The organism is Pseudomonas sp. NPDC090203, assembly GCF_044746765.1.
In the GTDB taxonomy this organism is placed as follows: domain Bacteria; phylum Pseudomonadota; class Gammaproteobacteria; order Pseudomonadales; family Pseudomonadaceae; genus Aquipseudomonas; species Aquipseudomonas putida_AD.
On sequence record NZ_JBIVCV010000019.1, the window covers coordinates 42,752 to 68,064 of the forward strand.

General features: G+C 61.8%; 28 protein-coding genes. 16 read left to right on the forward strand and 12 right to left on the reverse strand.

The window, feature by feature from the left end:
• Positions 1-158 precede the first annotated feature (158 nt).
• Entirely contained in the window at positions 159-392 is a 234-nt protein-coding gene (locus ACIPO9_RS25510) for a hypothetical protein (protein ID WP_274132692.1), read from the forward strand.
• A gap of 729 nt (positions 393-1,121) precedes the next feature.
• Positions 1,122-2,627 (forward strand): malate dehydrogenase (quinone), encoded by a 1,506-nt coding sequence (gene mqo, locus ACIPO9_RS25515; RefSeq protein WP_400784161.1) that lies wholly within the window; start codon positions 1,122-1,124, stop codon positions 2,625-2,627.
• Between the two features lie 113 nt (positions 2,628-2,740).
• On the opposite strand, the gene ACIPO9_RS25520 is transcribed toward mqo, so the two are convergent.
• From ACIPO9_RS25520 to ACIPO9_RS25535, 4 genes are all read right to left on the reverse strand, one after another.
• On the reverse strand, positions 2,741-3,028 hold the full coding sequence (locus tag ACIPO9_RS25520; protein WP_274132695.1) for a PA4642 family protein: 288 nt from the start codon (positions 3,026-3,028) through the stop codon (positions 2,741-2,743).
• Between the two features lie 67 nt (positions 3,029-3,095).
• Positions 3,096-3,587, reverse strand: a complete 492-nt coding sequence (locus ACIPO9_RS25525) for a hypothetical protein (protein WP_400784163.1) — start codon at positions 3,585-3,587, stop codon at positions 3,096-3,098.
• 92 nt (positions 3,588-3,679) lie between these two features.
• Entirely contained in the window at positions 3,680-4,159 is a 480-nt protein-coding gene (locus ACIPO9_RS25530; protein WP_400784164.1) for a WbuC family cupin fold metalloprotein, read from the reverse strand.
• Positions 4,160-4,162: 3 nt separating this feature from the next.
• A complete protein-coding gene (locus tag ACIPO9_RS25535) occupies positions 4,163-4,720 on the reverse strand; it encodes a hypoxanthine-guanine phosphoribosyltransferase (RefSeq protein ID WP_274132698.1) in 558 nt (185 codons plus the stop codon).
• A gap of 199 nt (positions 4,721-4,919) precedes the next feature.
• Here ACIPO9_RS25535 and upp point away from each other — a divergent pair, with 199 nt between their 5' ends.
• On the forward strand, positions 4,920-5,558 hold the full coding sequence (gene upp / locus ACIPO9_RS25540; RefSeq protein WP_274132699.1) for a uracil phosphoribosyltransferase: 639 nt from the start codon (positions 4,920-4,922) through the stop codon (positions 5,556-5,558).
• Entirely contained in the window at positions 5,558-6,838 is a 1,281-nt protein-coding gene (locus ACIPO9_RS25545; RefSeq protein ID WP_400784165.1) for a uracil-xanthine permease family protein, read from the forward strand. Before upp ends, ACIPO9_RS25545 begins: the two co-directional genes overlap by 1 nt.
• Before the next feature lie 133 nt (positions 6,839-6,971).
• On the opposite strand, the gene hemH is transcribed toward ACIPO9_RS25545, so the two are convergent.
• Together hemH and ACIPO9_RS25555 are read right to left on the reverse strand one after the other, a co-directional pair.
• A complete protein-coding gene (gene hemH, locus ACIPO9_RS25550; protein WP_400605039.1) occupies positions 6,972-8,000 on the reverse strand; it encodes a ferrochelatase in 1,029 nt (342 codons plus the stop codon).
• 13 nt (positions 8,001-8,013) lie between these two features.
• The gene (locus ACIPO9_RS25555; RefSeq protein ID WP_274132702.1) at positions 8,014-8,916 is read right to left on the reverse strand and encodes a TIGR01777 family oxidoreductase; all 903 of its coding nucleotides are present in this window, start codon (positions 8,914-8,916) and stop codon (positions 8,014-8,016) included.
• A 300-nt stretch (positions 8,917-9,216) separates the two neighbouring features.
• On the opposite strand from ACIPO9_RS25555, the gene ACIPO9_RS25560 reads away from it, so the two are divergent.
• The 12 genes from ACIPO9_RS25560 (at position 9,217) to ACIPO9_RS25615 (ending at position 19,543) form a co-directional block, all read left to right on the forward strand.
• Positions 9,217-10,203 (forward strand): NAD(P)/FAD-dependent oxidoreductase, encoded by a 987-nt coding sequence (locus ACIPO9_RS25560; protein WP_400605043.1) that lies wholly within the window; start codon positions 9,217-9,219, stop codon positions 10,201-10,203.
• Positions 10,200-10,418, forward strand: a complete 219-nt coding sequence (locus tag ACIPO9_RS25565; RefSeq protein ID WP_400784167.1) for a TIGR02450 family Trp-rich protein — start codon at positions 10,200-10,202, stop codon at positions 10,416-10,418. Before ACIPO9_RS25560 ends, ACIPO9_RS25565 begins: the two co-directional genes overlap by 4 nt.
• A gap of 376 nt (positions 10,419-10,794) precedes the next feature.
• Positions 10,795-11,775: a YbgA family protein gene (locus tag ACIPO9_RS25570; RefSeq protein ID WP_400605047.1), complete on the forward strand. Its 981-nt coding sequence runs from the start codon at positions 10,795-10,797 to the stop codon at positions 11,773-11,775.
• A gap of 3 nt (positions 11,776-11,778) precedes the next feature.
• Positions 11,779-12,717 carry a MerR family transcriptional regulator gene (locus tag ACIPO9_RS25575; RefSeq protein ID WP_400784168.1) on the forward strand — a complete coding sequence of 313 codons (939 nt, stop codon included), beginning with the start codon at positions 11,779-11,781 and terminating at the stop codon, positions 12,715-12,717.
• Positions 12,718-12,726: 9 nt separating this feature from the next.
• The gene (phrB, locus tag ACIPO9_RS25580; RefSeq protein WP_400784169.1) at positions 12,727-14,172 is read left to right on the forward strand and encodes a deoxyribodipyrimidine photo-lyase; all 1,446 of its coding nucleotides are present in this window, start codon (positions 12,727-12,729) and stop codon (positions 14,170-14,172) included.
• A complete protein-coding gene (locus ACIPO9_RS25585; protein WP_274132708.1) occupies positions 14,165-14,590 on the forward strand; it encodes a nuclear transport factor 2 family protein in 426 nt (141 codons plus the stop codon). The genes phrB and ACIPO9_RS25585 overlap by 8 nt, the downstream gene beginning before the upstream one ends.
• Positions 14,587-15,363: an SDR family NAD(P)-dependent oxidoreductase gene (locus ACIPO9_RS25590; protein WP_400784171.1), complete on the forward strand. Its 777-nt coding sequence runs from the start codon at positions 14,587-14,589 to the stop codon at positions 15,361-15,363. Before ACIPO9_RS25585 ends, ACIPO9_RS25590 begins: the two co-directional genes overlap by 4 nt.
• Positions 15,360-16,613: an NAD(P)/FAD-dependent oxidoreductase gene (locus ACIPO9_RS25595; protein WP_400784172.1), complete on the forward strand. Its 1,254-nt coding sequence runs from the start codon at positions 15,360-15,362 to the stop codon at positions 16,611-16,613. The genes ACIPO9_RS25590 and ACIPO9_RS25595 overlap by 4 nt, the downstream gene beginning before the upstream one ends.
• Positions 16,610-17,407: a DUF1365 domain-containing protein gene (locus ACIPO9_RS25600; protein ID WP_400784173.1), complete on the forward strand. Its 798-nt coding sequence runs from the start codon at positions 16,610-16,612 to the stop codon at positions 17,405-17,407. Before ACIPO9_RS25595 ends, ACIPO9_RS25600 begins: the two co-directional genes overlap by 4 nt.
• Positions 17,397-18,659, forward strand: a complete 1,263-nt coding sequence (locus ACIPO9_RS25605; RefSeq protein ID WP_400784174.1) for a class I SAM-dependent methyltransferase — start codon at positions 17,397-17,399, stop codon at positions 18,657-18,659. Before ACIPO9_RS25600 ends, ACIPO9_RS25605 begins: the two co-directional genes overlap by 11 nt.
• Positions 18,652-19,167: a DUF2878 domain-containing protein gene (locus tag ACIPO9_RS25610; RefSeq protein ID WP_274132713.1), complete on the forward strand. Its 516-nt coding sequence runs from the start codon at positions 18,652-18,654 to the stop codon at positions 19,165-19,167. Before ACIPO9_RS25605 ends, ACIPO9_RS25610 begins: the two co-directional genes overlap by 8 nt.
• A 58-nt stretch (positions 19,168-19,225) precedes the next feature.
• A complete protein-coding gene (locus ACIPO9_RS25615; RefSeq protein ID WP_274132714.1) occupies positions 19,226-19,543 on the forward strand; it encodes a YkgJ family cysteine cluster protein in 318 nt (105 codons plus the stop codon).
• 125 nt (positions 19,544-19,668) lie between these two features.
• Here ACIPO9_RS25615 and ACIPO9_RS25620 read toward each other — a convergent pair whose 3' ends face one another.
• The 6 genes from ACIPO9_RS25620 to hemA form a co-directional block, all read right to left on the reverse strand.
• Positions 19,669-20,187: an acyloxyacyl hydrolase gene (locus tag ACIPO9_RS25620; RefSeq protein WP_274132793.1), complete on the reverse strand. Its 519-nt coding sequence runs from the start codon at positions 20,185-20,187 to the stop codon at positions 19,669-19,671.
• 112 nt (positions 20,188-20,299) lie between these two features.
• Positions 20,300-21,100 carry a glutamate racemase gene (gene murI, locus ACIPO9_RS25625; RefSeq protein WP_400784176.1) on the reverse strand — a complete coding sequence of 267 codons (801 nt, stop codon included), beginning with the start codon at positions 21,098-21,100 and terminating at the stop codon, positions 20,300-20,302.
• Between the two features lie 11 nt (positions 21,101-21,111).
• Entirely contained in the window at positions 21,112-21,864 is a 753-nt protein-coding gene (locus ACIPO9_RS25630; RefSeq protein ID WP_400605217.1) for a molybdopterin-synthase adenylyltransferase MoeB, read from the reverse strand.
• An 11-nt stretch (positions 21,865-21,875) separates the two neighbouring features.
• Positions 21,876-22,709 (reverse strand): peptide chain release factor N(5)-glutamine methyltransferase, encoded by an 834-nt coding sequence (gene prmC / locus ACIPO9_RS25635; RefSeq protein WP_274132718.1) that lies wholly within the window; start codon positions 22,707-22,709, stop codon positions 21,876-21,878.
• Positions 22,710-23,792, reverse strand: a complete 1,083-nt coding sequence (prfA, locus tag ACIPO9_RS25640) for a peptide chain release factor 1 (protein ID WP_274132719.1) — start codon at positions 23,790-23,792, stop codon at positions 22,710-22,712.
• Complete coding sequence (gene hemA, locus ACIPO9_RS25645; protein ID WP_274132721.1) at positions 23,789-25,066, reverse strand: glutamyl-tRNA reductase; 1,278 nt, start codon at positions 25,064-25,066, stop codon at positions 23,789-23,791. Before hemA ends, prfA begins: the two co-directional genes overlap by 4 nt.
• Positions 25,067-25,313 lie beyond the last annotated feature (247 nt).

Sequence of the window (25,313 nt, forward strand, 5' to 3'; positions counted from 1 at the left end):
CCGCTCACTAGCGTAAAGATAAGACAAAATGCCATCGCACCGGTTCCGCATCATGACGGCGCCGTGTCGCTGTAAAACTTCAATGTGCAATCACCTCGTCACAGGGATGTCATCGCCGCACGACATAATTTTCACAGCCCCCAACAAGGAGTCCGACCATGGACTTTCTCTGGTCTCTGTTCTCGCCACGTCGCCGGTATCGCCACTTCGCCCGCCTGGATCAGCACGGCGTCTGCATGGCGTTCAAGCACTGCGCAGCGCAGCCACAAGGCAGCGGCTGGGTGGAAATCAGCGAGGCCCGCTTGAGCTGGCTGCACCAGCCCCTGCCGTCCAACGTACGGGTCAGTCCACGCCCGCGTGCGATTACCGCCCGCCAATTGCTCAGCATCTGACCGAACGGCGAATAAAAGTCATTTTTACTGGATCAATTCTGCGCGTTTCATCGCTATAATCTCCCCCCGATTATAAGGACGTCTCCTGATCGGGCCTCGCAGCACCGTTGATGCCGTTATCAACACCTCCGTATCGCCCACAGAGAGCCTTCCACACAGACACGTGCAGCGTCGTGTGTCCGCCTTGCCGGTGCGAAAAAACTCGATTCGCTCGAACCATTCGCCCACGCCAATGCCCACACTGTGCTGGAACATGATCTGCCAGTGCTGCCATCGCGCAGCCTTTTTTGAGGTTCGCGTCTCCAAAAGAGCGTGAAAAAAACGGGTTTTCACAACTTCACAAGAGTGTGGCGAGCAAATGAATAGTTACGCGTTTGTAAATGCACCATTAGCGTCTGACCCAGCCCCCTTGCACAGGACCGCGCGCAACGCAGCCTCCTCAACCGGAGCCTGAGCCCTTTCCGTTACGGATCGGGCTGCATGACCGGACGTCTTGACGATGGTCGAATGGCTGTCGGGGCCAAAAAATGAGTTCATGCTCTCTATAAGAGCATCGACCCAGGCCCGATGAAGGCGTGCGAGCAAGTGCAAAGAATTGCGAAGAATCGGACATGACGACCCGGCCAGGTCGTGAAAGGCACCCCGCGAAGACCGCGACGCCCACACCTGGCAACTGACCTCGGGATCCCATGTCGTCAATTTGGTGCTGCAGATTTTGGAGACGCGTTAATGGCGCATAACGAAGCAGTGGATGTAGTACTTGTCGGGGCCGGCATCATGAGTGCCACCCTCGCAGTGCTGCTGAAGGAGCTTGATCCGAGCCTCAAACTCGAAGTCGTCGAGCTGATGGATTCCGGTGCCGCAGAGAGTTCCAATCCATGGAACAACGCCGGTACCGGCCACGCAGGCCTGTGCGAGCTGAACTACACGCCGCAGGCGGCCGACGGCTCGATCGACATCAAGAAAGCGATCCACATCAACACCCAGTTCGAAGTCTCGAAGCAGTTCTGGGCGTATCTGGCGCGCAAAGGCAGCTTTGGCTCTGACCGTTCCTTCATTACACCGGTGCCGCACCTGAGCTTCGTTCAGGGCGAAAAAGGCATGTCGTTCCTGAAGAAACGCTACGAGGCGCTGCACAAGCACCACGCCTTCGCGTCCATGGAATACACCGAAGACAAGGCCAAGCTGGCCGAGTGGATGCCGCTGATGATGCCGGGCCGCCCGGCCGACGAGCCGATTGCCGCCACCCGCGTCATGCATGGCACTGACGTGAACTTCGGCAACCTGACCAACCAGTTGCTCAAGCACCTGTCCAGCGCACCCGATGCGCAGGTCAAGTACTGCAAGCGCGTCACCGGCCTTGCCCGCAAAGGCGACGGCTGGAGCGTGACCATCAAGGACGTCAACAGCGGCGGCACCCGCGAAATCGACGCCAAGTTCGTGTTCCTCGGCGCCGGCGGCGCGGCCCTGCCGCTGCTGCAGATGTCGGGCATCGAAGAAGGCAAGGGTTTCGGCGGCTTCCCGGTCAGCGGCCAGTGGCTGCGTTGCGACAACCCTGAAGTGGTCAAGCGCCATCAGGCCAAGGTCTACAGCCAGGCCGCCGTGGGTTCGCCACCGATGTCGGTTCCGCACCTGGACACCCGCGTCGTCGACGGCAAGACCTCCCTGCTGTTCGGCCCGTACGCCGGCTTCACCACCAAGTTCCTCAAGCACGGTTCGCTGATGGACCTGCCGCTGTCGATCCGCGCCGCCAACATTGCGCCGATGCTGGCCGTGGCCCGCGACAACATGGACCTGACCAAGTACCTGATCAGCGAAGTGCGGCAGTCGATGGAACAGCGTCTGGATGCCCTGCGTCGCTTCTATCCGGAAGCCAGAGCCGAAGACTGGCGCCTGGAAGTGGCTGGTCAGCGCGTGCAAATCATCAAGAAAGATCCGAAGAAAGGCGGCGTCCTGCAATTCGGTACCGAACTGGTTTCGGCCAAGGACGGTTCCCTTGCAGCGCTGCTGGGCGCCTCCCCGGGCGCCTCGGTGACCGTTTCGATCATGCTCGACCTGATCGAACGCTGCTTCCCAGAGAAAGCCCGCACCGAATGGGCCGCCAAACTGAACGAAATCTTCCCGGCTCGGGAAAAAGCCCTGGAAACCGACGCGCAGCTGTACCAGCGTGTCAGCGCCCAGAGCGACGAGAGCCTGGACTTGGTTTCGAGCAGCCAGGCGGCAAGCTTCGCTTGATTCAGGGCTTGCCCTGAATCAGTGAGATCACTGAAAGCTACGCCCACGCAGCGCGGCTTTCAGTTTTGCAGCAACAATCCGCATCACTCGCCCACTGCGCAGCCTGCCTGCGTTCAGCCTCGGGCTTTCTCGATCAGCTCGATATAGTCTTCGGCGTTACGCTGATCCTTGATGATCGCGACGAAATCATTGCCCTGTTCGTCCTTGCCATCAAGGTCGTAGCCGGCTTCCTTGAAGAACGCCAGAAAACGCTCGAAGTCATCGATACGCAGGCCACGGTAGGCCTTGATCAGTTTGTGCAGCGACGGCGAAGTGGCATCGGCCGGTTCGAAATCCAGGAACAGCTTGATCTGGGCGTCGCCGATTTCATCGCCAATCACCTGCTTCTTATCTTTACGCATTGCTGACTCCAACTGACTTGCAAGACATTCACGGGGCGGGCAGTTTACCCCTCGCCCGGTCCCGGGCTCAACGCGCTCGTACGCTGCCGGTGTGCAGATCGGCCCAGACATGCCCGTTGGCGTAGCTGAGGAACTGAACGTAGACCTTTTCATTGCGCAGCAGATCGACCAGCACCCGGTACTGGCTCGGTGGGTAGTACAGCGTCAGGGTCCGACTCGATTCATCGTAGGCCGGTTTTTTCAGGCTTTTGCTTTCGCCGTCGAAGTGAACCAAGACCTGCGCGATGGTCGCGCCCTTGTTCATCGGCTTGCCTTTGAGGCTCAGGCTCAAGGGGGACGTCACCGGAATCGGCTGCTGGTTGGACTGACGCTGACTGCCGACCACCACCGTATAGTCGGTGATCTGCAGCAATTGCTGCTGCTCGGGTTCGCCCTCGCGCACCGACAACTCGTCGGGCGGCAGGTACTGGGCGTGCATGGGTTCGGCAAAAACAGGACCGCTGAGTGGCAGGCACAACAGGGCCAGCAACGCAGCTCGACGGCGCAATGACAAAGACATGGTGGCTCCCCAGGAAAACAGGGGAGCACTCTAGCATGGGGCACAACCGGTTTCGCTGCTGGCTGCAGCGCGACGGGGGTCAGGGGCGTCGATCAGGCTTCGGCGAACTGTGCCAGCATCCAGGCGTGATAGGCGGCCACTCCGGCGTCGCCTTCGCGAGGCGCCCAGTGGGCCATCTCCGCTTCACTGACCGGGCGGTAAGGACCGGCCTTGCACTCGAACATCAGTGTGTCGGGGGCCAGCACCACCAGGGCATGGAAGACACCGGGCGACAGATCGACGCCCACGCATTCGCCGCCGGCCTCGAGCACGCGCTTGTCCAGCAGCTCGCCCTGCTCACTGAAAACCAGCAGGCCCAGCTTGCCCTTGAGCACCAGCAAGGCTTCAGCCTTGTCCGGGCTCAGATGACGGTGAGGCGGGATGTAGGTTTCGGGCTGCATCCCGACCATCATCCGATGGCACGGCTCTTCCATCTCGTGGAAGTTGTGATGAGCGCGCCCACGGGGGCTGTCCTTTGCCTTGCCAGCAAGCCCCTGGAACAGCGCTGCATCCATGTAACGTGGCGCGCTCATGGCTTACATCCCCTTGACGGCGAAGATACCGGCCGCATTGCGCCAGTAGCCTTTGTAGTCCATGCCGTAGCCGAAGATGTAACGGTCGATGCATGGCAAGCCGACGAAATCGGCCTTCAGGTCAGGGCGCGCCTTGCGATCGTGATCCTTGTTGATCAGCACTGCGGTGTGCACGGCGCGGGCGCCGGCGTGTTTGCAGAAGTCGATGATCGCGCCCAGGGTGTGACCCTCGTCGAGGATGTCGTCGATGATGAGCACGTCGCGGTCGATGAACGACACTTCCGGCTTGGCTTTCCAGAACAGCTCGCCCCCGCTGGTTTCGTTGCGGTAGCGGGTGGCGTGCAGGTAGGACGCTTCCAGAGGGAAGTTCAGATGCGTCAGCAACTTGCCGGCGAAAATCAGACCGCCGTTCATCACGCAGAACACGACCGGGTTGCGGTCGGCCAGCACGCTGTTGATTTGCTCGCCAACGCGGGCGATTGACGCCTCGACTTCGTCGTTCGTGTACAGGCAGTCAGCCTCGCGCATGATTTGACGGATATGCTCGAGATCAGCGGACATGACGCTCTCCAAGGGGGGCTGGGTAAGGAAAAGCGGGCAAAGGTACGCATCCGGCTTCGTCAGAGCAAGCGTTTCTGGACTAACGTAGAACTGACGTCCCATTAATGTAAGAAAGCTGAACCTAACCGGTAAGACAAGTTACAGCTGAATAGATTAATCTAAGCCGTTTTTTTTGCCCGCCCGCTGGAGCCTTCCCCCTATGCCCATTCGTGAGATCCGCCATCCGCTGATCCGTCACAAGCTCGGCCTTATGCGCCGTGCTGATATCAGCACCAAGAATTTCCGTGAACTGGCTCAGGAAGTCGGCGCACTGCTGACCTACGAAGCGACCAAGGACCTGCCGCTGGAAACCTACGACATCCAGGGCTGGGCCGGTACCGTTCAGGTCGAGAAGATCGCTGGCAAGAAGATCACCGTGGTGCCGATCCTGCGCGCCGGCATCGGCATGCTCGAGGGCGTGCTCAGCCTGATCCCGGGTGCCAAGGTCAGCGCCGTGGGCGTGGCGCGCAACGAGGAAACCCTCGAAGCGCACACCTACCTTGAAAAACTCGCACCGGAAATCGACCAGCGCCTGGCGTTGATCATCGACCCGATGCTCGCCACCGGCGGCTCGATGGTCGCCACCATCGACCTGCTGAAGAAAGCCGGCTGCAAGGACATCCGCGCCATGGTGCTGGTGGCGGCGCCCGAAGGCATCGAGGTGGTCGAGAAGGCTCACCCGGACGTGCAGATGTATACCGCATCCGTCGATCAGCGCCTGAACGAGCACGGCTACATCATTCCGGGCCTGGGCGATGCCGGTGACAAGATCTTCGGCACCAAGCAGAAGGACGCCTGATGAAGCAGGATGAGTTCAACGACCCGTTGTGGCGCACCGTGCTGTCGGGTGCGCAGATGCTGTTCGTGGCCTTCGGCGCGCTGGTGCTGATGCCATTGATTACAGGGCTTGATCCCAACGTCGCGCTGTTCACCGCAGGCCTGGGCACGCTGTGCTTCCAGGTGGTGACAGGCCGTCAGGTGCCGGTTTTCCTGGCTTCCAGCTTCGCATTCATCACCCCGATCATTCTTGCCAAGGGCCAGTTCGGCCTGGCGGCGACCATGGGCGGCGTGATGGCGGCAGGCTTCGTCTACACCTTCCTGGGCCTGGCGGTGAAGATCAAGGGCACCGGATTCATCGACCGCTTGCTGCCGCCGGTGGTGATTGGTCCCGTGGTGATTTCGATTGGCCTGGCGATGGCACCCATTGCCGCGAACATGGCCATGGGCAGGACCGGTGACGGCGCAGCCGAACTGATTCCGTACCACGTCGCGATCTCGATCTCCATGGCAGCCCTGCTGACCACGCTGATCGTCGCGGTGTTCGGCAAGGGCATCTTCCGCCTGGTGCCGATCATCTCCGGCGTGCTGGTGGGTTTCGCGCTGTCGTTCTGGTTCGGCGTGGTGGACGTGGCGAAGATCGCCGCAGCGCCATGGCTGGAACTGCCGAAGTTCACAGCACCAGAGTTCAACTGGCAGGCCATTCTGTTCATCGTGCCGGTCGCCTTGGCGCCAGCCATCGAACACATCGGCGGCGTGATTGCAGTGGGCAGCGTGACCGGTCGCGACTACCTGAAAACGCCTGGCCTGCATCGCACCCTGCTCGGTGACGGCATCGCCACCACGGTGGCCGGCGCGTTCGGCGGCCCGCCCAACACCACCTACGCCGAAGTGACCGGGGCGGTGATGCTGACCAAGAACTACAACCCGAAGATCATGACCTGGGCGGCGGTATTCGCCATCACCCTGGCGTTCGTCGGCAAGTTCGGCGCGCTGTTGCAGAGCATTCCGGTGCCCGTGATGGGCGGCATCCTGTGCCTGCTGTTCGGATCGATCGCGGCCGTGGGCCTGAACACCATGATTCGCCACAAGGTCGATCTGGCCGAGGCACGCAATCTGGTGATCGTGTCGGTGACGCTGGTGTTCGGCATTGGCGGCGTACTGATCGGCACCGGCAACGGTCCGGATGACTTCGGCATGAAAGGCATTGCGCTGTGTGCGGTGACTGCGATTCTGCTGAACCTGATCCTGCCGGGCAACGATGGCTGGAAGAACAAGCGTCTGGATGATCAGATGCCGTAAGGCTTTGCGGCGTCTGTCATGACGCCATCGCGGGCAAGCGCGCTCCTATAAAAGCAAACCTGTAGGAGCGCGCTTGCCCGCGACATCGGTGGACCGAACACCATCAATCCCAAGTGTACAGACGCAATCGCGCTTATACCCTCATGGCTGGCGCACGCTCACACAGCGTATTCAAAGCCTTTGCCCAATTCGGGTCGTCATTGAGGCACGGTATCAACACCAGCTCCTCGCCCCCCGCTTCCTTGAACTGCTCGGCCCCGCGATCACCAATTTCCTCCAGCGTCTCGATGCAATCGGCAACGAACGCCGGGCACATCACCAGCAGCTTCTTCACCCCCTGCCCCGCCAGCTCGGCCAGATGCGCCTCGGTGTAGGGTTCGATCCATTTGGCGCGGCCCAGTCGCGACTGGAACGACACCGACCATTTGCCATCGGGCAGTCCCATCCGCTTGGCGAACTCGGCCGATGAGCGCATGCATTGCGCGCGGTAACACACGGCAAGGACTTCAGGCGTCGCGTTCTCACAGCAATTGCCGTTCTTGAAGCAATGACTGCCGGTAGGGTCCAGTTTGGTGATATGTCGTTCGGGCAAGCCGTGGAAGCTCAGCAACAGGTGATCGAAATCCTGTGTCAGATGCGGACGCACGCTCTCCACCAATGCATCAAGGTATTCAGGCTGATTGAAGAACGGCGGCAGCAGCGCCAGATCGAAACTCAGCTTTTTATCGCGAATCACCCGGCGGGCCTCTTCGACCACCGTGGTCACCGTGCTGTCGGCGAACTGCGGATAAAGCGGCGCCAGCGTGACCTTCTTGATGCCCTGGCTCGCCAGCCGGGTCAGCACCGTTTCAATCGACGGCTCGCCGTAGCGCATCGCCAGCTCCACCGGGCCTTGGGTCCACTCTCGGGTCATGGCCTGTTGCAGACGCTTGCTGAGCACCACCAGTGGCGAGCCTTCGTCCCACCAGATCGAGGCGTAGGCGTGGGCCGATTGTTCCGGGCGCTTGATGAGGATCAGCGACACCAGCAGGCGCCGGACCGGCCACGGCAGATCGATGACATAGGGGTCCATCAGGAACTGGTTGAGGTAACGACGTACGTCCGCGACCTCGGTGGAGGCCGGTGAGCCCAGGTTAACCAGCAGTAGTGCGTGATCGGTCATGCAACACCTTATGTCAGTGGCGGCCCAAAAGGTTTTCCAGGGCCGCGTGCAGCTCGGTGAATCGGAAAGTGAACCCGGCAGCCTGCAGCCGGGCCGGGCGTGCGCGCTGGCCGCCCAACAGCAGAATCGACAGCTCGCCCATCAACACCCGCAAGGCCAGAGCGGGCATGGGCATGAACGCCGGGCGGTGCAGGATCTCGGCCAGGGTTTTGGCGAAATCACGATTGCGAACCGGTGATGGCGCGCAGGCATTATAAGGACCTTCGGCGTCTTCACGGTTCAACAGAAAATCAATCGCAGCGATTTGGTCATCGATATGAATCCACGGCATCCACTGGCGCCCGTTGCCAATCGGTCCGCCCAGACCCATTTTGAATGGCGGCAAAAGCCGCTGCATCATGCCGCCGTCGGGGGCCAGCACCAGACCTGTTCGCAGCAACACCACGCGAATGCCCAGCGCCTGCGCCCGCTGCGCCGTTTCCTCCCAGGCGATGCAAAGCTGGCTGGCGAAATCTTCGCTGACGGGCCCGGCGTTTTCATCCAGCTCACGCTCGCCACCATCGCCATACCAGCCCACGGCCGAGCCGGAAATCAATACAGCGGGTTTCTGCTCTCGCCGCTCAAGCCAGCTCACCAGTTGCTCGGTGAGGGTGATGCGGCTGTCCCACAGCAGCAGCCGGCGCTTGCGGGTCCAGGGGCGATCGGCAATAGGCGCACCGGCCAGGTTGATGACGGCATCCACCGGCTGGCTGCCGTAATCGTCCGGATGGGCAATGCCGCGCACGCCAGCGCCACACAGCCGCGCGACCTGTTCGGGCCTGCGACTCCAGACCGTCAATTGATGGCCCTGATCGAGCCAGTGCCGACAAAGCCGACGACCTATCAGACCTGTACCGCCGGTCAGCAAGATGTGCATGACTGAGTTCCTCGCGTGGCGTTCGTCGCAAATCAGTAGTCTATTTCTTCACAAACAAAGTGCTTCTGAACGAAGCGCATTGTTGAACCATAGGCCACGCTATAGAGAACGACCTCATCCGCATCCGTTCGATTAATCCGTTCGTAGAGTTGAACGTTTTTCGTGAAGCGTCAGACTCAAGATTGATCGCCAGAGCGGTCTGCGTCCTGAACGTCGAAGGACGCCAAGTTATACCGAAAAACAGAATTGTACAGGTTTCAACGACGGCGTAGTCTGTGCAGACAAGGTAACGAGGCCCCCATGACTGTACCCATCGCAATCATCGGTACCGGCATCGCCGGACTCTCTGCCGCCCGGGCGCTGCAAGCCGCCGGGCATGGCATTCACCTGTTCGACAAGAGCCGCGGCCCGGGCGGCAGGATGTCCAGCAAGCGCAGCGATGCAGGCTCGCTCGACATGGGCGCGCAATACTTCACGGCCCGCGACCGCCGCTTTGCCGCTGCCGTTCAGCAGTGGCAGGCCGAAGGTCACGTCGCCGAATGGGCGCCGCTGCTGTACAACTTCCACGGCGGCCAGCTCAGCCTGTCCCCGGACGAACAGGTCCGCTGGGTAGGCACGCCGCGCATGAGCGCCATCACCCGCGCCATGCTTGGCGACATGCCGGTCACGTTTTCCTGCCGCATCGCCGAAGTTTTCCGGGGCGAAGAGCACTGGAACCTGATCGACACCGATGGCCGCACCCACGGCCCCTTCAGTCAGGTGGTCATCGCCATCCCCGCACCGCAGGCTTCGACCCTGCTGGCCTCGGTGCCCAAGCTCGCCAGTGTGGTGGCGGGCGTGAAGATGGAGCCGACCTGGGCGGTCGCGCTGGCGTTCGATACCCCGCTCGATACACCGCTCGAAGGCTGCTTCGTTCAAGACAGCCCGCTGGACTGGCTGGCCCGCAACCGCAGCAAGCCCGGCCGCGACGACCGCATGGACACCTGGGTGCTGCACGCGACCAGCGCCTGGAGCCGCCAGCACCTGGACATGCCCAAGGAACAGGTGATCGACCATCTGCACGGGGCCTTCGCCGAGTTGATGAACTGCGCAATGCCCGCCCCGGCCTTCACCCTCGCCCACCGCTGGCTGTATGCCCGCCCTGCCGGAGGACGCGAAGTCGGCGCCCTGTCCGATCCGGATCTGGGCCTTTACGTGTGCGGCGACTGGTGCCTGTCCGGGCGTGTCGAAGGCGCATGGCTCAGCGGCCAGGAGGCAGCACGTCGCTTGCTTGAACACCTGAAGTGAATCGTCTCAACCCGCGCAAATTGCTGCTGTCGAAATGGACAGCAGCCCATCCCCGAAACCGCGAGAAACACTTCCTGGTTACCGAGCTCTTCTGCGATGAAGAAGGCACCGTGCTGGAGATCGAATTGCAGGCCGTGCTCACCAAACGCAGCGAGCGAATGGCCTGGCAGGTGCTGCAGGATGATCAGAGCTGGCTGATGGGCTGGAAGCTCTGAGCTGTTTGCCTTTCTTACGAAATGGCCCAACGCCGCCCCCACCCGTAGCAGCACGGCTTGCCGGCGGGAAGGATCTCAAGGTCGCCATCGTCCGAATGCGGCCCAGGCCGAGCTCACTCCTACAGGATTTGGATCAGTTCCATATTCTTGGCCATAGCCAAAACCGTAGGAGCGCGCTTGCCCGCGAATGGGCGGTACATTCGATGGAGATGTGTCGGGTGCACAACCGCCGTCGCGGGCAAGCGCGCTCCTACACTGTCCAGGGCACCGCAAAAAACCTTGTACAAATAATTTGACTTGTACAAGTCTAAACCTATGATGAAGCTAAGTTGTACAACCATTACAAGTTGTACAAGTCGCTTATCGAGGTTTTGCCATGTCCACGCCTGCGGATCAATCGCCGCAACACACATCCAGACCCAAACTGGGCGTCAGCGCCTGCCTGATGGGAGTCGAGGTTCGCTACAACGGCGGGCACAAGGAATCCCATTTGCTCACCCGCGCCCTGAACGAATACTTCGATTTCGTCCCCGCCTGCCCTGAAGTCGCCATCGGCATGGGTATCCCCCGCGAGGCCATCCGCTTGGTGGGCGATCCCGCGCACCCGCAGGCGGTGGGCACTGTCCACGAGGACATGAACGTCACCCAACCGCTGGCTGACTACGGCACGCACATGGCCAAGGAAATGGATGACATCTGCGGCTACATCTTCATGCAGAAATCCCCGTCCTGCGGCCTGGAGCGGGTCAAGGTCTATCGCCCCAACGGCGCGCCGTTCGACGAAGGGGGCCGTGGCATCTACGCCCAGGCCTTCTGCGAGCAGCACCCCAACCTGCCGGTGGAAGAAGACGGGCGCCTGAATGATCCCGTGCTTCGGGAGAATTTCATTACCCGGGTATTCGCCTACGCCGCCTGGCAAGAGTTGCTCAAAGCCGGCATCACCCGCCGCGCGCTCACCGAGTTTCACTCGCGCTACAAGTACCAGCTGATGGCCAACGACCCCATGCAGTACAAGGCGCTGGGCAGCCTGCTGGGCAACATGGGGCGCAGCGACCCCGCCGAGATCGCCCCGCGATATTTCAGCGAGTTGATGACCGCCCTGAAAAAACCGGCCACCCGCCGCACCCACACCAATGTCCTGCAACACATCTGCGGCTACCTGCGCGAAACCATCAGCGCTTCCGACAAGCAGGAAATCCAGGGGCTCATCAACCAGTACCACCAAGGCATCGTGCCGCTGGTAGTGCCGCTGACGCTGCTCAAGCACCACTTTCGCCAACACCCGGACCCTTACATCGCGCTACAGGTTTACCTGCAACCGCATCCGGAAAACCTCAGCCTGCGCAATGCGATCTGACCCATGAACAATTCCAATCCAGAAGCCCTCGCCGACGATCCGCACGAATACGCCCAGGCCATCGAACACGGCTGGCTGCCGATCCGCGAGGTGGCGCGCCTGACCGGCGTCAACGCCGTGACCCTGCGTGCCTGGGAACGCCGCTACGGCCTGATCGTCCCCCATCGCACGCCCAAGGGGCACCGTCTGTACAGCACCGAACATGTCGAGCGGGTGCTGACCATCCTCACCTGGCTCAATCGCGGCGTGGCCGTCAGCCAGGTCAAGAACCTGATCGACAGCCAGCAGACGCCGCCCACCGACGTCGAAAGCGACTGGGACCGGCTGCGCCAGACGCTCCTGCAAGCGATCAGCAACCTGGCCGAGCGCAAGCTGGACGAAACCGTCAACCAGGCCATGTCGCTCTACCCGCCGCGCACGTTGTGCGAGCAATTGTTGCTGCCGTTGCTGGCCGCCCTGGAGCAACGCTGGCAAGGTCAGTTCGGCGCGCAGATGGAGCGGGTGTTCTTCTACTCCTGGCTGCGCAGCAAGTTCGGCGCACGCCTGTACCACAACAACCGCCAGGTCAGTGGTGCGCCGTTCCTGCTGATCAATCAGTCCGATGTCCCGCTGGAGCCGCACCTGTGGCTGACCGCCTGGCTGATCAGCAGCGCCGACTGCCCCGTGGAAGTCTTCGACTGGCCGGTGCCGCCGGGCGAGCTGGGCCTGGCCTGCGAACATCTCAAGCCTCGCGCGGTGCTCTTGTACTCCAGCAAGTCACTGAACCTGAGCCAGTTGCCGCGCCTGCTGAACAACATCGATTGCCCGAAACTGATTATCGGACCGACGGTGCGCATCCATTCGGCCGAGTTGACCGTATCTGTCAGTGAGGTCGCCGGACTCACCCTTGCCGAAGACCCGCTGACCACCCAGACCGCCCTGCAGCGGCTGGGGCTCATCTAAGGAATGACCATGCAACTCTTCTGGCTGCGCACCGACCTGCGCGTACATGACAACACCGCCCTGAGCGCTGCCATGCATCAGGGGCCGACGATTGCGCTGTACATGATCAGTCCCGGCCAATGGCAGTTGCACGACGACGCCGCCTGCAAGGTCGACTTCTGGCTGCGCAACCTCAAGGCGTTGCAGACCGAACTCAAGGCCCTGAACGTGCCGCTGCTGATCGTTCACGCCAACACCTGGGACAAGGCGCCCAAGGCCCTGGTTGATCTGTGCAAGGAACACGGGGTCGAGCAGGTTCACGTCAACGAAGAATACGGTGTCAACGAACAGAGCCGCGACCGCGAGGTGGCCGCCGCACTGGATAAACAGGGCATCGCGTTTCACAGCCATCTGGACCAGTTGTTCTTCAAGCCGGGCAGCGTGCTGACCAAGAGCGGCGGCTATTTCAAGGTCTACACCCAGTTCCGCAAGGTCTGCTACGGCCGTCTGCACCACTCGGTGCCGTCACTGGTGCGCCTGCCGCACAAGCAGTCGCCGGTGCATATCAAGAGCGACGAAGTGCCCGACAGCGTCAAGGGTTTCGCCACGCCGTCCCAGGCGCTGCGCAAGCTCTGGCCGGCGGGGGAAGACGAGGCACGCAAGCGCCTTGAGCACTTCACCGACGACCAGGTGCATTACTACAACGACGAGCGGGATTTCCCGGCCAAACCCGGCACCAGCCAGTTGTCTGCGTACCTGGCGGCGGGCGTGGTTTCGCCGCGCCAGTGCCTGCACGCCGCCCTGCGCAGCAACCATGGCGAGTTCGAATCCGGCAGCCAGGGCGCCGTCACCTGGATCAACGAACTGCTCTGGCGCGAATTCTACAAGCACGTGCTGGTGGGTTTCCCGCGGGTTTCACGGCACCGGGCCTTCCGCCCTGAAACCGAAGCGCTGAAATGGCGCCACGCCCCCAAGGATCTGGAAGCCTGGCAACAGGGCCGCACCGGGCTGCCCCTGGTGGACGCCGCCATGCGCCAATTGCTGGAAACCGGCTGGATGCACAACCGCCTGCGCATGGTGGTGGCGATGTACCTGACCAAAAACCTGCTGCTGGACTGGCGCGAAGGCGAGCGGTTCTTCATGCAGCACCTGATCGATGGCGATCTGGCGGCCAACAACGGCGGCTGGCAGTGGAGTTCGTCCACCGGCACCGACTCTTCGCCCTATTTCCGGATCTTCAATCCGGTCAGCCAGTCCGAGCGCTTCGACCCTGAAGGGCTGTTCATCAAGCACTGGGTTCCTGAACTGGCCGAGCTGAACAAACGCGACATCCACGATCCATCGGCAATGGGCGGCCTGTTTGGCGTCCAGGGTTATCCACGGCCCATCGTCGACCTGAAATCCAGCCGCGAGCGCGCACTGGCCGCGTTCAAATCCCTGCCCCATCGACAAGCAGAGACTCAAGACCATGAGTGAATTCCTGCGCGATTACGCCCGGCGTTTCGCCGAACTGGACAAGGACAACCTGCACCGCCTCGGCGAACTGTACAGCGACGACATCGCTTTCACCGACCCGCTGCATGAAGTCCACGGGCTGCCGGCGCTGCAGAAATATTTCGCTGACCTGTACGCAAACGTCACGGACCTGCAGTTCGAATTCCACGCCTTCGACCAGGTCCGCGAAGGCAAAGGCTACCTGCGCTGGACCATGACCGTGCGCCACGCCCATCTCAAGCATGGCGAGCCGATCGCCGTGCAGGGTTGTTCACACTTGCTATGGACCGACAACAAGGTGTTCCAGCATCGGGATTTCTTCGACGCAGGCGCCCTGCTCTATGAACACCTGCCGGTCATGGGCAGGATGATCCGCTGGCTCAAGGGGCGACTGGGATGAAGCGGCGCATCTGGCTGACCGGCGCCAGCAGCGGCATCGGACTGGCACTGGCTGAAGAACTGCTGAACGCCGGGCACCAGCTTGCCCTGACGGCGCGCAACCTCGAGCCGCTGGAGGCTCTGGACCAGCGCTTCCCGCGCCAGGTGCTGCTGGCACCGGGCGACATTACCGATCCTGACCAGGTCAAGGGTATCGGCGAGCGCATCGCGCAGGTCTGGGGAGCGGTGGACACGGCGATTCTCAACGCTGGCACATGCGAATACATCGACGCCACCCGGTTCGACGCGCAACTGGTCGAGCGCGTGGTCAGGACCAACCTGATCGCCACGTCCTATTGCATTCAGGAAGCGCTGACCCTGCTGCGCCTGGGTCAACGGCCGCATCTGGTGGGGGTCGCAAGCTCCGTGGCCTACCTGCCGCTGACCCGCTCGGAGGCCTATGGCGCCTCGAAGGCCGGCCTGCGTTACCTGTTTCGCTCCCTGCGCATCGACCTGGCGCGCGAAGGGATCGATGTCACGGTGGTAAGCCCTGGGTTCGTCGATACACCCCTGACCCGCAAGAACGACTTTCCGATGCCCATGAGCTGGCCTGCGCCAAAAGCCGCGCGGTTCATCGCACAGCGTCTGCAAAAAAACCGCCGCCCCATGGAAGTCGCCTTTCCCTGGCCCTTGATCCTGTCCCTGAAACTCCTCGCCCTGCTCCCCGAGCGCCTGCAACTGGCGCTGGGCAAACGCATGGTCCGTGACGCCAGGCAGAGCGGGAGCTCGGCATGAAGATCGCGATCATCGGCAGCGGCATTTCCGGCCTGACATGCGCCTGGTTGCTGAACCGGGCCCACGACATCACGGTCTTCGAAGCCAATGACTGGATCGGCGGGCATACCCACACCGTCAACGTCACGGTGAACGGCAAGAGCCACGCCATCGACACCGGTTTCATCGTCTTCAATGACTGGACCTACCCCAACTTCATCAAGCTGCTGGACACCCTGGGCGTCGCCTTCAAACCCACCGAGATGAGCTTTTCGGTGAGCGACCCGCGCAGCCAGACCGAGTACAACGGCAACAACCTCAACAGCCTGTTCGCCCAGCGCAGCAACCTGTTGTCGCCATCCTTCTGGGGCATGCTGCGCGACATTCTGCGCTTCAACAAACAGGCGCTGGCCGATCTGCAAAGCCAGCGTATCGCCGCCGACACCACCCTGGGCGCATACCTCAAGTCCGAGGGTTACGGGCAGCGCTTCACCGACCATTACATCGTGCCCATGGGCGCGGCGATCTGGTCGATGTCGCTGGCCGACATGCTGGCGTTCCCGCTGCAATTCTTCGTGCGCTTCTTCAAGAACCACGGCTTGCTGTCGGTCAGCAATCGCCCGCAGTGGTGCGTGATCGAGGGCGGTTCCAGCCGCTACATCGAACCGCTGACCGCGCCATTTCGCGAGCGCATTCGCCTGCAATGCCCGGTGAGCCGGGTCGAGCGCGACAGCGACGGCGTGACGATCTACAGCGGGGGCAGCAGCAACGGCGAGCGCTTCGACAAGGTGATCTTCGCCTGCCACAGCGACCAGGCTTTGGGAATGCTGGCCGAACCCAGCCACACCGAACGGGAAATCCTCGGCGCCCTGCCCTACGCCGACAACGACGTGGTGCTGCACACCGACACTCGCCTGCTGCCCAAGCGCCCACTGGCCTGGGCCAGCTGGAACTACCGGCTCGGCGGCGCGGGGGATCAGTCGGCGGCGGTGACCTACGCGATGAATATCCTGCAAGGCATCGAGAGCGATACCACGTTCTGCGTCAGCCTGAACCAGACGCCGGCGATCGATCCGCACAAGATCCTCGCCCGCTATCGCTATGCCCATCCGCAATACAGCCTCAAGGGCATCGCCGCTCAAGCGCGCTGGCAGGAATTGCTCGGCGCGCAGCACAGCTACTACTGCGGCGCCTACTGGGCCAGCGGCTTTCACGAAGACGGCGTGGTCAGCGCGTTGCGAGTGGCGTCGGCATTCGGGGAGGCGCTATGAACAGCGCCCTGTACAGCGGCCTGGTGACCCATCGCCGGTTCTCGCCGAAGGCCCATGCGTTCACTTACCGCATCGGCATGCTGTACCTGGACCTCGACGAACAGGAAGCGGTGATGAACCTGTCACCGCTGTCCGGCAGCAGTCGCCTTGCGCCGTTTTCCTTTCGTCACAGCGACTATCTGCGCGCATACACCGGGCGCGGCCTGTCCCTGATCGATTCCGTGCGAGAAATTCTGCATACCGCGCTGGGCCGCACGCCCCAGGGCCGCATCTGCCTGCTGACGCAAGCGCGCAGTTGGGGCCTGTCCTTCAACCCGGTGAGCTTCTTTTATTGCTTCGAAACCGATGGCTCGCTGGCGGCGATTGTCTGTGAAGTCACCAACACCCCCTGGCGCGAGCGCTATCACTACGTGCTGCCGGCAGGCAGCGAGGGCCACCAGCACTTTGCCGTGGCCAAGGCCTTTCACGTGTCGCCGTTTCTGCCAGCCGATCTTGAGTACCGCATGAGTTTCAGCCCGCCCGGCGAGCGTCTGGGCGTGCACATGGCCGACTGGCAAGGCGATGAAAAAGTGTTCGACGCCACGCTGAACCTGCACCGTCAGGCGCTGGATCGCTCCGCCCTGCATCGCCATCTGCGGGATTTCCCGTGGATGACCGCCAAGACCTGCCTGGCCATCTACTGGCAGGCGCTGCGCCTGTTTCTCAAACGTGTTCCGGTTTTTTCCCATCAAGCCGCCGAAGGCACCTACCGCACGGCCGCCGTTCAACCCGAGGATCGACGCCATGAAAAGTAACAGCCTCGCTGCTGGCTTGAACGCCAACAGCCTGACCTCGGGCCTGTTGCGCCGAGGCGTGTTGCGCCAGCTTTCGCATCTGCGCCATGGCCAGTTGGTGGTGTATGAAGGCGATGAACGCCATGTCTTCGGCGCGGCGGGCTCCAAGACCCTCGGCGAAATCCACGTGCATGACCCGGCGGTCTGGGGCCTGGTCGCCAGCAACGGCTCCATCGGCTCCGGGGAGGCCTTTATCCACGGATATTGGACCAGCCCTGACCTTACCGCCGTGATCCGCGTGTTCGTCAGCAACCTGGATGTGCTCGACGCCATGGAGGGTGGCCTGGCTCGGCTCGGGCGGCCTTTCGTGCACGGCCTGCACTGGCTCAACCGTAACACCCGCAAAGGTTCGCAGAAGAACATCGCCGCCCACTACGACCTGGGCAACGACCTGTTCGAGCAGTTTCTGGACCCGACCATGATGTATTCCGCGGCTCAGTTTCAGAGCCCCGACGACACCCTTGAGCAGGCGCAACTGAACAAACTGACGCGTATCTGCCAGAAGCTTGCGCTCAAACCCAGCGATCACCTGCTGGAAATCGGCACCGGCTGGGGCAGCATGGCGATCCACGCGGCCCAGCACTTCGGCTGCAGGGTCACTACCACAACCCTTTCCAAAGAGCAGTTCGCCTACACCGAGCAGCGCATCGCCGAACTGGGCCTGCAAGACCGCATCACCCTGCTGCTCAGTGACTACCGCGACCTGACCGGGCAATACGACAAGCTGGTGTCCATCGAGATGATCGAAGCGGTCGGCCACCGCTTCCTGCCCACCTACTTCAAGCAATGCACGCGCCTGCTCAAGGACGATGGCCTGATGCTGCTGCAAGCGATCACCATCCGTGAGCAGCGCTACGAACAGGCCAGGCGCAGTGTCGATTTCATCCAGCGCTATATCTTCCCCGGCGGCGCCCTGCCGTCGGTCACGCGGATGCTGGATGTCGTCGCCAAGGACACCGACATGAACCTGCTGCACATGGAGGACTTCGGCCTGCATTACGCGCGCACCCTGCGCCTGTGGCACGAGAACTTCAGGCACGCCAGCAGCCGTCTTTCGCAACTGGGTTATGACGATTACTTCCTGCGCCTGTGGGAGTTTTACCTATGCTACTGCGAGGGCGGTTTTCTTGAGCGCACCATTGGTACCGCGCAATTGCTGCTGGCCAAGCCCCGGGCGATGTCGCAGCCTTTGTTGGGACGTTTCGATGCTTAGAAATCTACTGAACGCAGTTTTGTTTCAGTTGGGATGGTTCACCTGTGTATTGGGCGGCAACAGTGGCTGGTTGCTGATCCCCTTTGCGATTCTGCTCGTGCACCTGCGTTTCATCGGCTCCTGGCGGGCCGAGGGCAAGCTGCTGATGACCGTGTTCGCCCTGGGCTGCGTGCTCGACAGCGCGCTGATCAAAATCGGCGTGTTCGATTTCGGCGAGGTCGGACGGGTAATCCCGCTGTGGCTGGCGCTGTTGTGGCCCTTGCTGGCGACCACCCTGGGACATTGCCTGGCGTGGTCCGGCAAGCGCTGGTGGCTGGCCAGTGTCATGGGCGCCGTGGGCGGCCCGGCGTCCTACATTGCCGGCTCGCACCTGACCTACGTTCAACTGCCGCTGGGGGTGTGGCCCAGTGCGCTGATCCTTGCCGCGATCTGGGCGCTGGTGCTGCCGTTGCTGCACTGGCTGGCGAATTACTTTCGCCAGGCCCACCACAGCGAGGTTTCAGCCTGATGACTACGTCTGTCAGTCCGCTCACCTGCGATGGCGTCACTGCTTTAAACTGCCGCCCATGAGTGCCATTCCCCTGCTGCAACTCCCCGCAGAACCTGCCGAGCCCGCCGTTTCCTGTTCCACCTGCGCCGCCTGCTGCTGCCAACTGGAAGTGATGCTGATCACCGATACCGGCGTGCCCGAACGCTTCATCGATACCGATGACTGGGGCGGCGAGGTCATGTTGCGCCTGGACGACGGCTGGTGCGCGGCGCTGGATCGCGACACGATGCGCTGCACGATCTACGACAAAAGGCCGTTGATCTGTAGGGAATTCGAGATGGGTGCGCCGGAATGCATCACCGAGCGGGAAGGGATTGCGACGGCGTATGTGTAACACCGCAGATCTGGACCTGTAGGAGCGCGCTTGCCCGCGAATGCGTTGTTACTGTGCCTGGTCTGTTGACTGACACACCGCAATCGCGGGCAAGCGCGCTCCTACACAATCACACGACGAGATGCTTAAAACGGCATCGTGTAATGGATCGCGTAGCTTTCGATACCGTCGTTGCTGCTGGTCAGGCCACCGTTGGAATAGTGAGTGGCGCGCAGGCCGACTTCATGACCACCGGCGAAGCGCAGGCCGAAGCCGATGCGGTCTTCGAACTGGAAGGCGCTGCCCAGTTTGTTCCCTTCAACTTCGGTGTGCTGGAATACTGCAGCACCGATGCCGGCCTCGATGTACGGCTTGACGCTTTCACCGGAGAATTCGTAAACGAATACCGGGGAGAACGACAGGCTGTTGTTGCTGGAACTCTTGTCACCTTCCCAGTAGGTGTAGGCGCCGCTCCAGTAGCCAGTCAGACGACCGACGCTGGTTTGCCACCAGCTCTTGTCCCAATCAAATTGCGCGCCCAGACGATAGGTCATCGTCGATTCGCCGGTGTGCCCCACCGAGAACTCGACCCCATCGGCCTGAGCAATTGCACTTTGCCCCGTTAACGCGGCCGCAATCGCAGCCAAACAAAACAGTCGCTTCATCTGAAACATCCCATTTTCGAGTGCAGTTAGAAATTTTTATATCAACAGACTTCGTGTAGAAATCCGTCAGCGAGCGTTAGTTCAGTAGAAAACAGCGCTATTCACGTTTTTTTCACAGGCCGAAGCTTCGCACACTGTCAGAATATTTCCATAGTACAGGTAGGATGTTTCTGAAATTTTCCGGATCACCACTGGTCCAGAACTGCGCGGTCAGAGGGTGACCGCTGGCGAGCAAGTCTTGCTGGCTGAGCAGACGCTGCAATTGACGGGCGACGGCGGCGCCGGTATCGATCAGCGAAATCGACGCCGGAATCATCTCCCGCAGCAGCGGCTTGAGGAAGGGATAGTGGGTGCAACCCAGCACAATGGTGTCGCAGCCGGCTTCCAGCAATGGGTCGACATAGCCCTTGAGCAACTGTCGAAGGGCAGGACTCGCCAGATCACCGGTTTCGATCAGCTCGACCAGCCCGGGGCATGGCTGGGTGACCACCTGAACATCGGCGGCAAAACGGTCGAGCAAGGCGGCGAACTTTGCGCTTTGCAGGGTGCCCGTGGTGGCGAGCACGCCGACCACACCGCTGCGGGTGGCGGCCGCCGCAGGCTTTACCGCAGGTTCCATGCAGACGATTGGCCAGTCCGGGTAGCGCTCGCGCAGGTCGGCAGCCGCTGCAACCGTCGCGGTATTGCACGCCAGCACCAGGGCCTTGGCGCCTTGAGCGCGAAAGAATTCGGCGACGATCACACAGCGCTCACGAATGAACTCGGGGGATTTCTCGCCATAGGGGATGTGCCCGCAATCAGCCACATAGAGCAGCGACTCGCGGGGCAACAGCTGATTGATTTCGCTCAGGACCGACAGGCCGCCGACACCTGAATCGAACACGCCGATGGGCGCATCGTTGTCTCTAGCCATCCTTGCGCGCTCTATTCATGGGCCGCGCCGCAGACGCTGCAACCCGGATCACGCTTGACCTTCAGCTCGCGGAAGCGGCTGCCCAGGGCATCGATCAACAGCAGCCGCCCGACCAGCGGCTCACCAAAACCGGCCAGCAGTTTCAGGGCCTCCAGCGCTTGCAGGCTGCCAACCAGGCCCACCAGAGGGCCGATCACGCCAGCTTCGCTGCAGGTCAGTTCGCTTTCGCTCCCATGCCCGTAAAGACAGTGATAGCACGGGCTTTCAGGCCGACGCGGGTCGAACACCGACAATTGCCCTTCCAGACGGATCGCCGCGCCACTGACCAGCGGACGTCTGGCGGCCACGCAAGCAGCGTTGACCGCCTCGCGGGTCGAGAAATTGTCGGAGCAATCGAGCACCAGGTCCACACCCGCCACCGCAGCGGCCAGGGAATCGACATCCAGCGCGGTGCGATGGGCAACCAGTCTGATCTGCGGGTTGATCGCGCTCAAACGGGCGATGGCCGAATCGACCTTGCTCTGGCCGACGCTCTGGGTGTCGTGGATGATCTGGCGTTGCAGGTTGGTCAGGTCGACCGTGTCGAAGTCCGCCAGATGCAGCTCGCCCACACCGGCCGCCGCCAGGTACAACGCCACCGGCGAGCCCAACCCGCCGACGCCGACGATCAGTGCGCGGCTGTGCCTGATGCGCAACTGGCCTTCGATATCGACCTGCGACAGCAGGATCTGTCGGCTGTAGCGCAGCAGCTCTTCGTCGGTCAGGTCGGCAGTGTTCAAAGTGGCACGCGTCCGAAAGTGATGCGTTCGTGGTCCCCCAGATCGCGGCGGGTCTGGATCTGTTCGAAGCCATGACGATTGAGCAGTTCGCGCACCGCCGGGCCCTGATCGTAGCCGTGCTCCAGCAGCAACCAGCCACCGGCTTCCAGATGCGCAGGCGCCTGGGAGACGATCAGCCGCAGGTCGTCCAGCCCGTCGTCGCCCGACACCAGCGCACTGCTGGGCTCGAAGCGCACGTCACCTTCGACCAGGTGCGGGTCGCTTGCGGCGATATAAGGGGGATTGCTCAGGATCAGGTCGAAACGCTGACCCTCAACGGCGCTGAACCAGTGGCTTTGCAGCACCCGGGCATTGTCCAGGTGCAGGCGCTGGCGATTGCGCTCGGCAAGCTCGACGGCGTCTTCCACACGGTCCACGGCGGTCAGGGTCCACTGCGGGCGATCCTTGGCCAGTGACAGCGCGATGGCCCCGGTGCCGGTGCCAAGGTCCAGCAGGCGATGAGCGATGGCGCCGGGCAGCAGCTCAAGCGCGGTCTCCACCAGCATTTCGGTTTCCGGCCGCGGAATCAGCGTGTGGGGCGCGACTTCCAGATCGATGTTCCAGAAGCCCTGCAGGCCCAGGATATAGGCCACCGGCTCGCCAGTACGACGGCGTTTCAGATAGCCATCGAAGGCCTGGGCGGCTTCGGAGCTGACGATGCGCTCGGGCCAGGTGTGCAGAAAGCTGCGCGGCTTGCCCAGGGCAGCGGCGAGCAGCAGTTCGGCGTCCAGGCGGGCTGTCGGGGAGTCCGGCAGTTCGGCGTTTCTTAACAGGCTGGCGATGATGGTCATTTACTCACCCAGTGCCGCAAGTTGGTCTGCCTGATACTCGGCAAGCAACGGTTCTATCACTGCATCGACTCCACCGGCCAGAACTTCATCCAGCGAGTACAGCGTCAGGTTGACGCGATGATCTGTCACTCGCCCCTGTGGGAAATTGTACGTGCGGATGCGCTCGGAACGGTCGCCCGAACCCACCAGCAGCTTGCGCTCGGACGCGATGGCGTTGGCCGCTGCGGAAGTCTGCTGATCCTTGAGCTTGGCCGCGAGCCAGGCCATCGCCCGGGCGCGGTTCTTGTGCTGGGAACGCTCTTCCTGACACTCGACCACGATACCGGTTGGCAAGTGAGTGATACGGATGGCTGAGTCGGTGGTGTTCACGTGCTGCCCGCCCGCACCCGAAGAGCGGTAGGTGTCGACCCGCAAATCCGCCGGGTTGATCTCGATGTCCTGTTGCTCATCGGGCTCGGGCAATACCGCCACCGTGCAGGCCGAGGTATGGATGCGGCCCTGGGATTCGGTTTCGGGAACCCGCTGCACGCGATGCGCCCCGGATTCGAACTTAAGCTTGCCGTAGACGTTGTCGCCCTCGACCCGCGCGATGACTTCCTTGAAGCCGCCATGCTCGCCTTCGTTCTGCGATAGGATTTCCACCCGCCAGCCACGACGCTCCGAATAGCGCGAGTACATGCGGAACAGGTCGCCGGAGAAAATCGCCGCCTCGTCACCACCGGTGCCGGCACGAATTTCCAGAAACACGTTGCGACTGTCGTTGGGATCCTTGGGCAGCAGCATCTTTTGCAGATCGGCTTCCAGGACTTCCTGGCGGTCGCGGGCTTCGCGTACTTCCTCGACCGCCATTTCGCGCAGGTCAGGGTCGCTGTCCTTGAGCAGCGCCTGGGCACCCTCAAGATCACTGTACACCTTCTGCAGTTGGCGATAGACCTGGATCACCGGCTCGACTTCCGCATATTCACGGGAATAGGCGCGAAATTGAGTCTGATCGGAAATGACTTCGGCGTCGCCCAGCAACGCGGTCAATTCTTCGAAACGGTCGCTGAGCACGTCCAGCTTGTTGAGCAGTGAAGCTTTCATTGCGGGGGTTTATCCGTGGAGCCCTCATCGAGGGCAAAGAGTTCCTGGGCCATGGCCAGCGCATCGACGCGGCCTTCGGCGGACAGCTTTTTGAGTTGCACGCTGGGGGCATGCATCATTTTGTTGGTCAGGCCACGGGCCAGCGACGCCAGTACATCTTCAGCGTTGGCGCCATTGGCGAGCAGGCGCTGGGCCTTTTGCAGTTCTTCGTCGCGCAGGCGTTCGCTCTGCTGACGATAGGCCCTGAGTACATCGACCGCCGCCAGCTCGCGCAGGCGCGACATGAAATCATCGACGCCAAGGCTCACCAGTTCCTCGGCCGCCTGGGCTGCACCCTGGCGACTCTTGAGGTTTTCCGCGACGACTTCGTGCAGATCGTCGACGGTATACAGGTAAACGTCGTCCAGCTCGCCGACTTCCGGCTCGATGTCGCGAGGGACGGCGATGTCGACCATGAAGATCGGTTTGTGCTTGCGCAGTTTCAGCGCGCTTTCCACCGCGCCCTTGCCCAGGATCGGCAACTGGCTGGCGGTGGAACTGATAACGATATCACTGTTGACCAGTTCGGCCGGGATGTCGGCCAGCAACACCGCGTGGGCACCGAACTCTTCGGCCAGGATGCTTGCGCGTTCCAGCGTGCGGTTGGCGACCACGATACGCTTGACCCCCAGATCGCGCAGGTGCCGGGCGACCAGCGTGATGGTTTCGCCGGCGCCGATCAGTAATGCCTGGCTGCGCTGAAGGTCGCTGAAGATCTGCTTGGCCAGGCTGACGGCGGCAAAAGCCACGGAAACCGGGTTTTCACCGATGGCCGTGTCGGTGCGCACCTGCTTGGCAGCGCTGAAGGTGGCCTGGAACAACCGCCCGAGCAAAGGGCCGATGGTTCCTGCTTCACGCGCCACGGCGTAGGCGGATTTCATCTGGCCGAGAATCTGCGGCTCGCCCAGCACCAGCGAATCGAGCCCCGAAGCCACGCGCATCATGTGGCGCACGGCAGCGTCGTCCTCGTGCACATAGGCACTGGCGCGCAACTCTTCGAGGTTCAAGTGGTGATAGTCGGCCAGCCAGCTGAGCACCACCTCGGCGGTGAGCTGATCCTGCTCTATATAGAGCTCGCTGCGGTTGCAGGTCGAAAGAATCGCCGCTTCACGACTCTGGGTCAGGCGACACAGCTGCTGCAATGCCTCAACCAGCTGCTCAGGCGTAAATGCCACGCGCTCGCGGACATCCACTGATGCAGTCTTATGATTGATACCCAGAGCAAGAAAGGCCATTCAAGGTCGCTGACGGTGACGAGAAGCCGGCAATTGTCCTACTTCACTAGACCGAGAACAACCACCGCAATACATTCAGAACGTCCAGGACAGTCTATTGTCCCTATAGAGATCCGCTTCGCAGCCCTGCCCCTGCGACAAATTGTCCGGGCGCAGGCTTTAAATAACGGGTCTTTAAGTTTTTAGCCGGGCTGTGGGTTTGCTCCCTGCCTTATGTCATGATGCTTCCAAACCGCAGGTAAGCCGC